This is a genomic window from Mesorhizobium sp. USDA 4413, from assembly GCF_056280365.1.
Window position 1 is genome coordinate 4,806,007 of sequence record NZ_JBVPRP010000001.1, and the last position, 13,942, is coordinate 4,819,948.

The following is a 13,942-nucleotide window of genomic DNA, read 5'->3' on the forward strand; positions in this document are numbered from 1 at the left end:
GCGCTGCCGTCGTCGCGACATAAGCTGACAGGATGCGTCCCACCATCCTCGATCCCCTGTTCGTTCCGATCACCTCGCTTGCCGGCGTCGGCCCGAAGGTTGGCTTGCTGATCGAACGTGTGGTGCCGGCCGATCTCGGCGATCGCGCCGCGCGCGCCGCCGACCTCTTGTTCGTGCTGCCCAACACGGTGATCGACCGCCGCAACCGGCCCGGCATCGCGCTGTCGGCCGAAGGCCAGATTGTCACGCTCGAAGTGCGGGTCGACCGCCATCAACCGCCGCCGCGCGGCAACAGGTCGGTGCCCTACCGGGTCTACGCCCATGACGACACCGGCGAGGTCGCGCTGACCTTCTTCCATGCCCATGCCGCCTATCTGCAGAAGATGCTTCCCGAGGGCGAACGTGTGGTGATCTCCGGCCGCATGGAATGGTTCAATGGCCGCCCGACCATGGTCCATCCCGACCATATCGCGCCGATCGACGAAGCCGAGGGCCTGCCGCTGGTCGAACCGGTCTATCCGCTCACCGCCGGCCTGTCGGCAAAGGTGCTGCGCCGCGCCATCGGACAGGCGCTGGGCCGTCTGCCGGAAATACCCGAGTGGCAGGACGACGCCTTCATGCGTCGCCATACTTTCCCGTCCTTCGGCGACGCGCTTGCCCGCATCCATTATCCGAAGGACCCGATCGACGTCGCCGTCGAGGGATCGGCCTGGCGGCGCCTTGCCTATGACGAATTGCTGGCCGGTCAGGTTTCGCTGGCGCTGGTTCGGGCCAGAATCCGCCGCTTGTCGGGCCGGCCGCTTATCGGCGACGGCAGCATCGTCGAAAAATTGCGCGCCGCCCTGCCCTACAAACTCACGCCCAGCCAGGAATTCGCACTGGGCGAAATAAACGCCGATCTCGCCGATCCCGAACGCATGCTGCGCCTGCTGCAAGGCGATGTGGGCTCCGGCAAGACGGTGGTGGCGCTGCTTGCCATGGGGCGCGCTGTCGAGGCGGGCGGCCAGGCGGCCCTGATGGCGCCTACCGAAATCCTGGCGCGCCAGCATCTGGCGACCATCGCGCCGCTGGCGGAAAAAGCCGGCCTGCGCACCGCTATCCTTACCGGGCGCGAGAAGGGCCGCGAACGCACCGAGACGCTTGCAGGTCTCGCCAGCGGCGCGATCGACATTGTCGTCGGCACGCATGCGCTGTTTCAGGAGACGGTGACGTTCCACGACCTGGTGCTTGCCGTGGTCGACGAACAGCATCGCTTCGGCGTCCACCAGCGCCTTGCCATCACCGCCAAGGGCGACGCGCCGGATATGCTGGTGATGACGGCGACCCCCATCCCGCGCACGCTTGTACTGACCGCCTTTGGCGACATGGACGTCTCGAAGCTCACCGAGAAGCCGGCCGGCCGGCAGCCGATCCGCACCGTGACCTTGCCGATGGAGCGGTTGGACGAACTGGTCGGACGCATGCGTGACGCAGTTGCGGAGGGGCAAAAGATCTACTGGATCTGTCCACTGGTCGAGGAATCGGAGGAAATAAAACTGATGTCGGCGGAGGACCGTTTTGCGTCGCTGAAACCGCTGTTCGGCGACCGGATCGGCCTGGTGCACGGCCGCATGAAGGGTGCGGAAAAGGACGAGGCGATGCGCGCCTTCAAGGAGGGCGAGACGCGCATCCTGATAGCGACCACCGTCATCGAGGTCGGCGTCGACGTGCCGGATGCGACGATCATGGTCATCGAGCATGCCGAACGCTTCGGCCTTGCCCAATTGCACCAATTGCGCGGCCGCGTCGGGCGCGGCGACAAGCCGTCATCCTGCGTCCTGCTCTACAAGGACCCGCTCGGCGAGACGGCGAAGCGCCGGCTTTCGGTGATGCGCGAGACCGAGGACGGCTTCAAGATCGCCGAGGAGGACCTGAAGCTGCGCGGCGAAGGCGAATTGCTGGGCACAAGGCAATCGGGCACGCCCGGATTCCAGGTGGCGCGCCTCGAATTCCATGCCGATCTGCTCGAAGCCGCGCGCGACGATGCGCGGCTGATCCTGTCGCGCGACCCGGAACTGCAGTCCCAGCGCGGCGAGGCGCTGCGCTTGCTGCTTTATCTGTTCGGGCGCGACGAGGCAGTGCGGCTGCTGCGCGCCGGCTGAGCCGCGCCGATCGCCGGATTGGCAAGGCCGCCTTCGACGGGCTCGCCGTTGAGCGTCACCAGCTTGGCCTTGACCTCCGGTGCCACCATGCCAGCCGAGACGATCAGCTTGGCCCCGTCCTCGATCGACATGTCGAGCGGCACGATCTCGGATTTGTGCACATACATCAGGAAGCCGGTGGTCGGGTTGGGCGTGCAGGGCATGAAGACCGCGATCAGCGGATCGCCTTCCCGGTCGAGCTTCTGGTTGATCTCGGTTTCTTTCTCGCTGGCGACGAAAACCAGCGACCAGACGCCTTTGCGCGGATATTCGACCAGCCCGACCTGGCGGAACATGTCGCCCTTGTTCGACAGCACGGTCTCGAAAATCTGCTTCAGCGAGCCATAGATGCCGCGCACCAGCGGCATGCGGCCAAGCAGCCGCTCGCCGAAATTGACGATGGCGCGGCCGACGATGTTCGCCGCCAGGAAGCCGATCAGCGTGATCAAGACCAGCGCCACGATCAGGCCGAAGCCTGGAACCGGGAACGGCAGGTAGGTGTCCGGATTGTAGCGGACCGGGATGTAAGGCTTCACCCAGGAATCGACCCAGCCGATAAGCGACCAGGCGATATAGGCGGTGATCGCCAGCGGCGCGCAGACGATGAACCCCGTCAGGAAATAATTCCTCAGCCGGGTCATGCCAGAGGTCTTCAGGGCGTCGGACATGGGTCACCGCGGCGCAGGTTGCAACGCTGAGATTAGTGAACCGCGAGCCGGTTTGGAACTGCGAAGTTTTTAAAGAGTGCCCTTCCTAAGAAGGCTGCATACCCCGCTATTCCACCGTCACGGACTTCGCCAGATTGCGCGGCTGGTCGACGTCGGTGCCCATAAACACCGCAGTGAAATAGGCCAACATTTGGATCGGCAGCGCGTAAATGATCGGCGCGATGATCTCCGGCACCTCGGGCAGGATGATGGTCTCCATCGTCTTGATGCCGGCCTGCGCCGCGCCCTTTTTGTCGGTGATCAGGATGATCTTGCCGCCGCGCGCCGCCACTTCCTGCATGTTCGACACAGTCTTTTCGAAGATGCGGTCATGCGGCGCGATCACGATCACCGGCATGTTCTCGTCGATCAGCGCGATCGGCCCGTGCTTCAATTCGCCGCCGGCATAGCCTTCGGCGTGGATGTAGGAGATTTCCTTGAGCTTCAGCGCGCCTTCCATGGCCAACGGGAAGTTCGTGTCGCGGCCGAGATAGAGCACGTCCTTGTAGCGCGACAGCTCGCGCGAGATGCGCTCGATCTGCTCGTCGAGCTTCAGCACCTGGGTGGCGTAGCGCGGCGCTTCGGAAAGCTCGCGCACCAGCTGCTTTTCCTGATCGGGCGAGATCGTGCCGCGCGCCACGCCCGCGCGGACGGCAAGCGCAGCCAAGACCGAAAGCTGGCAGGTGAAAGCCTTGGTCGAGGCAACGCCGATCTCCGGGCCGGCAAGTGTGGGCAGCACGACATCGGATTCGCGCGCCATGGTCGATTCGCGCACATTGACCACAGCGCCGATCTTCATGCCGGCCTTGCGGCAATAGCGCAGCGAAGCCAGCGTATCGGCGGTCTCGCCCGACTGCGAGATGAAGAAGGCCGCGTCATTGGCCGAAAGCGGCATCTCGCGGTAGCGGAACTCGGAGGCGACATCGATATCGACCGGCAATCGCGCATAGCGCTCGAACCAATATTTCGAGATCAGCCCGGCGAGATAGGCGGTACCGCAGGCCGAAAGCGCCAGCCGGCCGATCCTGGCGAAGTCGAAGGGCAGCGCGAGCGGCTTCGACTTGCCGGAAACGAAATCCACATAGTGCGCCAATGTGTGCGAGATCACCTCCGGCTGCTCATGGATTTCCTTTTCCATGAAATGCCGGCGGTTGCCCTTGTCGACCATGAAGCTGGTCGACAGCGACTGCTGGCGCTTGCGATCGACCTTGTTGCCGTCGATGTCGTAGATGCTAACGCCATTGCGACGCACGACCGCCCAGTCGCCGTCTTCCAGATAGGTGACCGCATTGGTGAACGGCGCCAGCGCGATCGCGTCCGACCCCAAAAACATCTCGCCCTCGCCATGCCCGACGGCCAAAGGCGGACCATTGCGGGCGCCGACGATCAGGTCCTCATCCCCCGTGAACATGATCGCCAGAGCGAATGCGCCGTGCAGCCGCCTCAGCGCGTGGTGCGCGGCTTCGACCGGCTTCAGCCCCCTGGCGAGTTCGCGCGCCACCAGATGCGCGACGACTTCGGTATCGGTCTGCGAAGCGAAAGAGTAGCCGTCCCGGGTGAGCTCGTCGCGCAGTTCGGCGAAATTCTCGATGATGCCGTTGTGGACGATGGCGACACCTTTGGAAAAATGCGGATGCGCATTCGTCTCGTTGGGAACGCCATGCGTCGCCCAACGCGTGTGGCCGATGCCGATCGTGCCGTCGAGCGGCTCGTCCTTCAGCCGGCGTTCGAGATTAATGAGCTTGCCTTCGGCGCGGCGCCGTCCGAGCTCGCCCTTCTCGATGGTGGCGACACCGGCCGAGTCGTAGCCGCGATATTCGAGCCGCTTCAGCGCATCGACGATGAGCGGCGCGACTTGGCTTCGGCCGACGATTCCAACGATACCGCACATGGCGCTTGCCCCCGATTCCCAGCGGAAAACCCGGCGTTATCTAGGGGTTGCCGGCCTGCCGCGAAAGTCACTTTGCGTTTCGTTCCATGTCACCGGGAACGCTCTTGAACAGCTGGACATTCTCAAATCGTCCTTGCAATCCGGTTACCGCAACTGCTCGTCTTGTCGCATCTGCAGCTTGCCAGCTCTCACCACCATTTAACCAGTTGTGGCTCGAGCATGTCATCCTTCGAACGATGAGCACCACACAGCCGTTGACATATAGAGCCCCACCTGTTGGCGAATGTGCCCGCTCCCTGGAGGCTTGTCTTTGGCCCGACTTTGGGCGCTTATTCGATCTATGAGCCAAACGAAGGATACCGTAACGCTCTGGCGTCCGGTCGGACCGAAGGAACTGGAACTGATCAAGGCTTCGGGCATGCGCGAATTTCCACCGCGCCTGCCCGATCAGCCGATTTTCTATCCCGTGCTCACCGAAGCCTATGCGGTCCAGATCGCCCGCGACTGGAACGTTCCGACGAGCGGCTCCGGCTTCGTTACCCGGTTCGAGGTTCTGAGAAGCTTTCTGGATGGCTACCGAATCGAGCACGCCGGCAGCAAAGCGCATCTCGAATACTGGATACCCGCCGAGGACCTGCCTCAATTCAACAAGGCGATCGTCGGCAAGATCGAGGTGACGGCGGCCTTCGGCAAAACCACCGAAAGCACCGCCTGAAACGCTATTCCGCCGCTGCCTTCTTCCTTGCCGCGGCGGCCGAGGCGAAGCGCTCGCGCAACTCCTTGCCTTTGCCGGGGATCGTCTTCTGGCGGGCACGGCCGAAGGCCAGCGCGTCGTCGGGCACGCTTTCGGTGATCACGCTGCCGGAAGCGATGTACCCGCCCTTGCCGATCGAGACCGGCGCCACCAGCGCGGAATTCGAGCCGACAAAGGCGCCCTCGCCGATATCGGTGAAGAATTTCGAATAGCCGTCATAATTGCAGGTGATGGTGCCGGCGCCGATATTGGCCGCCGCCCCCACGCGCGCATCGCCGATATAGGTCAGGTGGTTGACCTTGGCGCCCTCCTCGATCGTCGCCTGCTTGACCTCGCAGAAATTGCCGACCTTTGCCTTGTTTCGAAGATCGGCGCCCGGCCGCAGCCGCGCGAACGGTCCGACATCGCAATTGGACGCGATCGTTGCGCCCTCGATATGGCTGAAGGCGTGGATCTTGGCGCCCGACGCGATTCTGACGCCCGGCCCGAACCAGACATTCGGCTCGACGATCGTGTCGGCGCCGATCTCGGTATCGTGCGAGAAATAGACGGTTTCAGGCGCGATCAGCGTAACTCCGGACAGCATCGCCTCGCGCCGCCGGCGCGTCTGCCAGATCGCTTCCGCCTCGGCAAGTTCGGCCCGGTTGTTGATGCCGAGCGCGCTTTCGAAACTCGCTTCCGTCGCCACCACGTCGAGCCCTTCCGCGCCGGCGATCTCGACGATGTCGGTCAGGTAGAATTCGCCCTTGGCATTCTTGTTGCCGACCTGGTCGAGCAGCCGAAGCGCATGCTTGCCCGCGACCGCCATCATGCCGGCATTGCAGAAGCCGATCTTCTTTTCCTCGTCGGAGCAATCCTTCTCCTCCCGAACAGCAATGAGATGGCCTCCCCTTTCGATCAACCGGCCGTAGCCGGTCGGGCTTGGCGGGCGGAAGCCGATGACCGCGACGGCAGCGCCCTCCGCCAGCTTCTGCCGCGCGGCGGCCAACGCCTGTGCATCGATCAGCGGCGTATCGCCGAACATGACGAGGATGTCGTCATAACCCGTGGATATCGCTTCGCGAGCAGCGAGCACGGCATGCGCGGTGCCGAGCCGCTTCTCCTGCACGAAAGTCTCCGCCTCCGGCGCGAACTTCTGCGCCGCCTTGCGCATCTCTTCCGCCCCGTGCCCGATCACCAGCGCCACGCCGGTAGCGCCGGCAGCCTCAGCGGCCTTCACGACATGCGCCACCATCGGCAAGCCGGCAATGGCGTGCAGCACCTTGGGCATCGCGCTTTTCATGCGCGTGCCTTCGCCCGCGGCGAGGATGACGGACAGGCAGGATCTCTGGCTCATTTAAGGACAACCATGTGAAAGAGCTTGAATCAACGCATGCTAGCAGCCGCGTGATGCTGCACCAATGCGGTTAAATTCCGGTGAGGTGACCGACCAACCGACTCTTAATCAGCAGGTCCACAGTTCGATCCGCGCGCATGAAGACTATCCCAGCCTTCCCAGCACCGGAAAATTCTCCAGCAGCCAGTACGAAACGCTCTGTACGCCGCCGGTCAGGAAAAACACGCCGGCGACGACCAGAAGCGCGCCGATCGCCTTCTCGACGCGGCCGAGATGGACGCGGAACTTGCCGAGGAAGCGCATGAAGGCGCCGGAAAACAGCGCCGCGATCAGGAACGGGATGCCGAGGCCGAGCGAATAGGCGGCAAGCAGCAACGCGCCCTCGCCCACCGTCTCCCGCCCGCCGGCCAGAGTGAGGATCGGCCCCAGCACCGGGCCGATGCAAGGCGTCCAGCCGAAGGCGAAGGCAAGCCCCATGACATAGGCTGCAACCATGCTGGCCGGCTTGCCCTGCGACTGGAAGCGCGCCTCGCGCGACAAAAGCGGAATGCGCAGGATGCCGAGGAAGTTCAGGCCCATGATGATGATCAGTGCGCCCGCTGCCATCGCCAGCGGTTCCTGCCAGACGCGCAGCAGCCGCCCGATGGTCGAGGCACCGGCGCCGAGCGCCACGAAGACGGTCGAGAAGCCGAGCACGAAGGCCAAGGAGGCATAAAGCAGCGCGCCGCGCGCGCCTTCCTTCGCCGTGACGCTCTGATTGCCTCGGAAATCCTCAACCGAAACGCCGGCCATGTAGCAGAGATAGGGCGGCACCAGCGGCAGCACGCAAGGCGACAGGAACGAGATCGCCCCTGCCCCGACCGCGCTGACATAGCCGATGTCCAATGCCATCCAATGAGTTCCGATTGTGCAGGCGTGGATATAGCGATGCGACCGCGCGCCTGCCAATCACCATTGTGTGGCACGTCGCCGCTTCGCAGCCGGAAGAAACAGGCTTCCCAACGCGTTGACCGAATGAGCGCGCGACTGCCGCGCTTGTTTCAGGGAGATTTATCATGAAATCGATTGCACTCGGGCTTGCCGTCCTTCTGCTCGGCACCGCCGCATCCCAGGCCGCCGAAGCGTGGAAGGAAGCCGAAGTCGGTGGCACCAAGATCTACACCGACGCCAAGGGCATGACGCTCTACACCTTCGACAAGGACGAGAAGGGCAAGTCCAATTGGTACGACAAATGCGCCGCCAACTGGCCGCCGCTGAAGGCCGAGGCAGGCGCCAAGGCCGACGACGAATGGACGGTCGTCGACCGTACCGACGGCACCAAGATGTGGGCCTATGACGGCAAGCCGGTCTATACCTTCGTCAAGGACAAGAAGGCCGGCGACATGACGGGCGAAGGCGTCGCCGGCGCCTGGCACGTGGTCAAGGCTGACTGAACTCACGCTGTTGACGCTCCGGCTGCCGGCTCCCTTGATCCGGTAGCCGGTCGTCTTTACCGGTCGTCCGCCCGGTTCGAGGCGCGAACCCCGTCATCCCCAAAAATGTGATCTTTGCCATACACTCTAAGAGTGTATCGTCCGCGGCCGCTTCCCAAATCGGCCGCTTCCCCTTGACCGATTGCAAAAGCACGGCCATGTGAGCGACGAAAAGAGTGGGATTTCGTCGTGCGTCGCGGAGCTCTTCCGCCACCTCACAGCTGATTAAGAGACCTCATGGACGTCGTCGTCGTCGAATCGCCGGCCAAGGCGAAGACAATCAACAAATATCTGGGCAAGAACTATAAGGTCCTGGCCTCGTTCGGGCATGTCCGCGATCTGCCGGCCAAGGACGGCTCGGTGCGGCCCGACGAGGATTTCGCCATGTCCTGGTCGGTAGACACCGCGTCCGGCAAGCGTCTCGCCGACATCGCCAAGGCGGTCAAGGATGCCGACGGCCTGATCCTCGCAACCGACCCGGATCGCGAGGGCGAGGCCATTTCCTGGCACGTGCTGGAAGTCCTGAAGCAGAAGCGCGCGCTGAAGGACAAGCCGGTCAGCCGCGTCGTCTTCAACGCCATCACCAAGGCCTCGGTGCTCGATGCGATGGCCAATCCGCGCCAGATCGACGCGCCGCTGGTCGACGCCTACCTCGCCCGCCGCGCGCTCGACTATCTCGTCGGCTTCACGCTGTCGCCGGTGCTGTGGCGCAAGCTGCCGGGCGCCCGTTCCGCCGGCCGCGTGCAGTCGGTGGCGCTGCGCCTCGTCTGCGACCGCGAATCCGAGATTGAGCGCTTCATCCGCGAGGAATACTGGCAGATCGCAGCCATCCTCGACACGCCGCGCAACGACAGTTTCGAGGCGCGGCTGACCGCCTATGCCGGCAAGAAGCTGCAGAAGCTCGACATCGCCAACAAGGCGCAGGCCGACGACGTCAAGGCGATGCTCGAGGGCGCGACCTTCAAGGCGCTGTCGGTCGAAGCCAAGCCGACAAAGCGCAACCCGGCGCCGCCCTTCACCACCTCTACACTGCAACAGGCCGCCTCTTCGCGGCTCGGCTTCTCGGCCAACCGCACCATGCAGGTCGCGCAAAAGCTCTATGAGGGCATGGATGTCGGCGGCGAGACCGCTGGCCTCATCACCTATATGCGTACCGACGGCGTGCAGATGGCGCCGGAGGCGATCGAGGCCGCCCGCAACGCCATCGTCAGCGAGTTTGGCGCAAAATACCTGCCGGAGAAACCGCGCTACTATTCGGTCAAGGCCAAGAACGCCCAGGAAGCCCACGAGGCGATCCGCCCGACCGATTTCAAGCGCACGCCGGCTTCCGTTCGGCAATATCTCGACGCCGATCAGGCCCGCCTCTACGAGCTGATCTGGAAGCGCGCCATCGCCAGCCAGATGCAGCCTGCCGAAATCGAGCGCACCACGGTCGAGATCGAGGCGGTCAACGGCGCCCGCACCGCGGAGTTGCGCGCGATCGGCTCGGTAGTCCGTTTCGATGGCTTCATCGCCGCCTACACGGACCAGAAGGACGAGGACGCGGAGGACGAGGAAAGCCGCCGCCTGCCCGAGATCCGCTCCGGCGAGCAGCTCGCCCGCCAGGCGATCAACGCCACCCAGCACACCACCGAGCCGCCGCCGCGCTATTCCGAGGCCTCGCTGATCAAGAAGCTGGAAGAGCTGGGCATCGGCCGGCCGTCGACCTACACCGCGATCCTGAAGACGCTCGAGGATCGCGACTATGTCACCATCGACCGGCGCAAGCTGGTGCCGCAGGCCAAGGGCCGGCTGCTCTCGGCCTTTCTGGAAAGTTTCTTCGAGCGCTATGTCGAATATGATTTCACCGCCTCGCTCGAGGAGAAGCTCGACGAGATTTCCGACGGCAAGCTCGCCTGGAAGGACGTCCTGCGCGACTTCTGGAAGGATTTCTCCGGCGCCGTCGACGACATCAAGGAACTGCGCGTCGCCGACGTGCTCGATGCGCTCAACGAAGAGCTCGCGCCGCTTGTCTTCCCCGAGCGCGAGGATGGTTCCAATCCGCGCATCTGCCCGAAATGCGGCACCGGCAATCTCTCGCTGAAGCTCGGCAAGTTCGGTGCCTTCGTCGGCTGCTCGAATTATCCGGAATGCTCCTACACCCGCCAGCTCGGCGACGCCGCCAACCCCAATGGCGAGAACGGCAATGGCGAGGACGGCGTCAAGCTTCTCGGCAAGGACCCTTACACGGCCGAGGAAATCACGCTGAGGAGCGGCCGTTTCGGCCCTTATATCCAGCGTGGCGAAGGCAAGGATGCCAAGCGCTCCAGCCTGCCCAAGGGCTGGACGCCCGAGTCGATCGACCACGAGAAGGCGCTGGCGCTGCTGGCCCTGCCGCGCGATGTCGGAAAACATCCCGAAACCGGCAAGATGATCTCGGCCGGCCTCGGGCGCTACGGCCCGTTCGTGCTGCATGACGGCACCTATGCCAATCTGGAGAGCATCGAGGACGTGTTCTCGATCGGCCTGAATCGCGCCGTCTCGGTGATCGCCGAGAAGCAGCAGAAGGGCAAGGCTGGCCGCAACGGCGCCACGCCGGCGGCGCTGAAGGAGCTTGGCGACCATCCCGACGGCGGTGGCAAGATCGTCGTGCGCGACGGCCGCTACGGGCCCTATGTCAACTACGGCAAGGTCAATGCGACGCTGCCCAAGGGCAAGGACCCGCAATCGGTGACGATGGAAGAGGCGCTCGCCCTGATCGCCGAAAAGGAAGCCAAGGGCGGAGGCGGCAAGAAGCCCTTCCGCAGGGCGGCGAAGAAGGGGTAGCAGGACGTGGCGCGCAGGATCTCCGGAAGAAGCCACGGCGATCCGCGCCACGCCGATACGAGGGCCAAGGTGGTCAAGGACGATTACCGGCCCTCGCGCGACGAGATCCTGCGCTACATCGCCGAGAATCCGGATCGCTCCGGCAAGCGCGAAATCGCCAAGGCCTTTGCGCTGCGCGGCCAGGATCGCGTCTGGCTGAAAGACATGTTGCGCGATCTGCAGGATGAGGGTCTGCTGACCAAGGAGCGCAAGCGCCTCAGCCGCGCGGGCGCCGTGCCTCACGTCGCCGTGCTCGATATTTTCGGCCGCGACGACGACGGCGTGCTCCTGGCCAATCCGAGCGAATATACCGGCGCCGGTTCTCCACCTGTCATTGCCATCCGCATTTCGCGCGGCGCCAGCGGCCCTGTGCCCGGCATCGGCGACCGCGTGCTGGCAAAAACCTTCCCGACCGACGATCCGTCAGGCCCTGCCTATACCGGGCGGGTGATGAAGATCTTCGAGAAGCGCAGCGACGCGGTGCTCGGCGTTTTCCGCGTGCTGAAGGACGGCACTTTCCGCATCGAGCCGGTCGAACGGCGCCAGCCGGAGCTGATCGTCGACAAGGAATTCCAGAACGGCGCCAGGAACGGCGACCTCGTCGAGGTCGAGCCGGCGCGGGCATCCCGTTACGGGCTGCCCAGGGCAAAAGTGCTGGCGGTGCTGGGATCGTTGACCAGCGAAAAGGCGGTCTCGATGATCGCCATCCACGCCCACGACATTCCCCATGTCTTTCCGGCGGACGTGATCGCCGAGGCCGAAGCGGTGAAACCGGCGACGCTCGATCACCGCGAGGATTGGCGCGACCTGCCGCTGGTGACCATCGATCCGGCCGACGCCAAGGACCATGACGACGCCGTCTTCGCCACGCCCGATCCGGACGAGAAGAATCCCGGCGGCGTCGTTGTGACCGTGGCGATCGCCGATGTCGCGGCCTATGTGCGCTACGGAAAGCCGCTCGATCGCGAGGCCCTGAAGCGCGGCAATTCGGTCTATTTCCCGGACCGGGTCGTGCCGATGCTGCCCGAACGCATCTCCAACGACCTCTGCTCGCTGCGCGAGGGCGAGGACCGGCCGGCCATCGCCGTGCGCATGACCTTTTCCTCGGAAGGCCGCAAGCTCAGGCACTCCTTCCACCGCGTCATGATGAAGTCGGCGGCCAAGCTCGCCTATCCGCAGGCGCAGGCCGCGATCGACGGCATGCCCGACGACAAGACGCGGCCGATCCTCGACAGCGTCCTGAAGCCGCTCTGGGACGCCTATGCCGTGCTGAAACGCGGCCGCGACGCCCGCCAGCCGCTGGAGCTCGACCTGCCGGAGCGCAAGATCCTGTTGAAGCCGGACGGCACCGTCGACCGCGTCGTCGTGCCGGAGCGTCTCGACGCGCATAAGCTCATCGAGGAGTTCATGATCCAGGCCAATGTCGCGGCCGCAGAGACCTTGGAGGGCAAGAAAGAGCCGCTCGTCTACCGCATCCATGACGCGCCGTCGCTCGCCAAGCAGGAATCGCTGCGCGACTTCCTGCGAACGCTTAGCCTGTCCCTGGCGCGCGGCGCGCAGATGCGGCCCAGCCAGTTCAACGGCATTCTGGAGCGGGTGCGCGGCGCCGACAACGAGGCGCTGGTCAACGAAGTGGTGCTGCGTTCGCAGAGCCAGGCCGAATATTCGCCGAAGAACATCGGCCATTTCGGCCTCAACCTCAGGCGCTACGCGCATTTCACCTCGCCGATCCGCCGTTATGCCGATCTGGTCGTGCACCGGGGGCTGATTGCGGCACTTGGTCTGGGTTCCGGCGGCCTGACGCAACAGGAGGCGGACCGGCTGGAAGAGGTCGCCGCGCTGATCTCGGCCACGGAGCGCCGTGCCATGGCCGCCGAGCGCGACACTGTCGACCGGCTGATCGCCGCCTATCTCGCCGAGCGCGTCAACGATACGTTCGACGCGCGCATTTCCGGCGTCACCAAGGCGGGACTTTTTGTCCAATTGCCGCAGTACGGCGCCGACGGTTTTATTCCGGTGTCAAGTTTGGGCGGCGATTACTATATCTATGACGAAACCGCCCGATCGCTTTACGGCGAACGCACCGGCAGAGGCTATCAGCTTGCCGACCGCGTCGAAGTCCGGCTGGTCGAGGTCGCGCCGATGGCCGGCGCGATGCGTTTCGAGATGCTGACCGACCCGAAGCCCCTGCCCGGCTCGAGGCGGTCGTTCCACAAGGCCAAAGGCCGCGCCCGCGCGTCGCAATCGCGTGTCGGTCCGCGCGGCAGGAGACGATAATGCCAGGCAATTTCCAGGTGGAAGAACAGGTTTTCGGCGGCGAGCATCATTCGGGCCGCGTCGCGCGTCCGCTGTGGACGGCGATGAAGCGCGGCTTGCTTGGTCGCTGCCCGCATTGCGGCAAGGGAAAGCTGTTCCGCGCCTTCGTGAAGCCCGTGGACAAGTGCGAGATCTGCGGCGAGGAGCTGCACCACCACCGCGCGGACGACCTGCCCGCTTATCTGGTCATCGTCGTTGTCGGCCATATCGTGCTTGGCGGCTTCATGGCCGCCGAGGTCACGTCGACGCTATCGACCTGGCAGCACGCGCTGATCTGGGTGCCGCTGACCATTGTTCTGGCCGTCGCGCTGCTGCAGCCGGTCAAGGGCGCCGTCATCGGCCTGCAATGGGCGCTCTATATGCACGGCTTCGGCGGTGAGAAGGACGACTTCGAAAGCCATTCATAAGCCAGGGTGCACCGCTATCGGCCCTGGTTCAAAAG

At 64.4% G+C, this 13,942-nt stretch carries 10 protein-coding genes; 6 read left to right on the plus strand and 4 right to left on the minus strand.

The genetic code is table 11. The features are described from left to right. The first annotated feature begins 32 nt into the window (after nt 1-32). A complete protein-coding gene (recG, locus tag ACVMIM_RS23685; RefSeq protein ID WP_476114884.1) occupies nt 33-2,141 on the plus strand; it encodes an ATP-dependent DNA helicase RecG in 2,109 nt (702 codons plus the stop codon). On the opposite strand, the gene ACVMIM_RS23690 is transcribed toward recG, so the two are convergent. Continuing rightward, nucleotides 2,093-2,848: a DUF502 domain-containing protein gene (locus ACVMIM_RS23690; protein WP_040995587.1), complete on the minus strand. Its 756-nt coding sequence runs from the start codon at nt 2,846-2,848 to the stop codon at nt 2,093-2,095. The two genes, recG and ACVMIM_RS23690, sit on opposite strands and share 49 nt — an antisense overlap. A 106-nt stretch (nt 2,849-2,954) precedes the next feature. Further along, complete coding sequence (glmS, locus tag ACVMIM_RS23695) at nt 2,955-4,778, minus strand: glutamine--fructose-6-phosphate transaminase (isomerizing) (protein ID WP_476114885.1); 1,824 nt, start codon at nt 4,776-4,778, stop codon at nt 2,955-2,957. Nucleotides 4,779-5,118: 340 nt separating this feature from the next. Here glmS and ACVMIM_RS23700 point away from each other — a divergent pair, with 340 nt between their 5' ends. Next, nucleotides 5,119-5,493, plus strand: a complete 375-nt coding sequence (locus ACVMIM_RS23700) for an ADP-ribosylation/crystallin J1 (RefSeq protein ID WP_278048985.1) — start codon at nt 5,119-5,121, stop codon at nt 5,491-5,493. 4 nt (nt 5,494-5,497) lie between these two features. Here the strand turns inward: ACVMIM_RS23700 and glmU are convergent, their stop codons facing one another. Continuing rightward, nucleotides 5,498-6,868, minus strand: a complete 1,371-nt coding sequence (gene glmU, locus ACVMIM_RS23705) for a bifunctional UDP-N-acetylglucosamine diphosphorylase/glucosamine-1-phosphate N-acetyltransferase GlmU (protein WP_476114886.1) — start codon at nt 6,866-6,868, stop codon at nt 5,498-5,500. 144 nt (nt 6,869-7,012) lie between these two features. Beyond that, on the minus strand, nt 7,013-7,759 hold the full coding sequence (locus ACVMIM_RS23710; RefSeq protein ID WP_476114887.1) for a cytochrome c biogenesis CcdA family protein: 747 nt from the start codon (nt 7,757-7,759) through the stop codon (nt 7,013-7,015). Nucleotides 7,760-7,923: 164 nt separating this feature from the next. On the opposite strand from ACVMIM_RS23710, the gene ACVMIM_RS23715 reads away from it, so the two are divergent. From ACVMIM_RS23715 to ACVMIM_RS23730, 4 genes are all read left to right on the plus strand, one after another. Then, a complete protein-coding gene (locus ACVMIM_RS23715) occupies nt 7,924-8,301 on the plus strand; it encodes a COG4315 family predicted lipoprotein (RefSeq protein ID WP_476114888.1) in 378 nt (125 codons plus the stop codon). A 276-nt stretch (nt 8,302-8,577) separates the two neighbouring features. After that, nucleotides 8,578-11,145, plus strand: coding sequence for a type I DNA topoisomerase (gene topA / locus ACVMIM_RS23720; RefSeq protein WP_476114889.1), 2,568 nt, complete (start codon nt 8,578-8,580; stop codon nt 11,143-11,145). 6 nt (nt 11,146-11,151) lie between these two features. Next, on the plus strand, nt 11,152-13,461 hold the full coding sequence (gene rnr / locus ACVMIM_RS23725; RefSeq protein ID WP_476114890.1) for a ribonuclease R: 2,310 nt from the start codon (nt 11,152-11,154) through the stop codon (nt 13,459-13,461). Then, nucleotides 13,461-13,907: a DUF983 domain-containing protein gene (locus ACVMIM_RS23730; protein ID WP_476114892.1), complete on the plus strand. Its 447-nt coding sequence runs from the start codon at nt 13,461-13,463 to the stop codon at nt 13,905-13,907. The genes rnr and ACVMIM_RS23730 overlap by 1 nt, the downstream gene beginning before the upstream one ends. Nucleotides 13,908-13,942 lie beyond the last annotated feature (35 nt).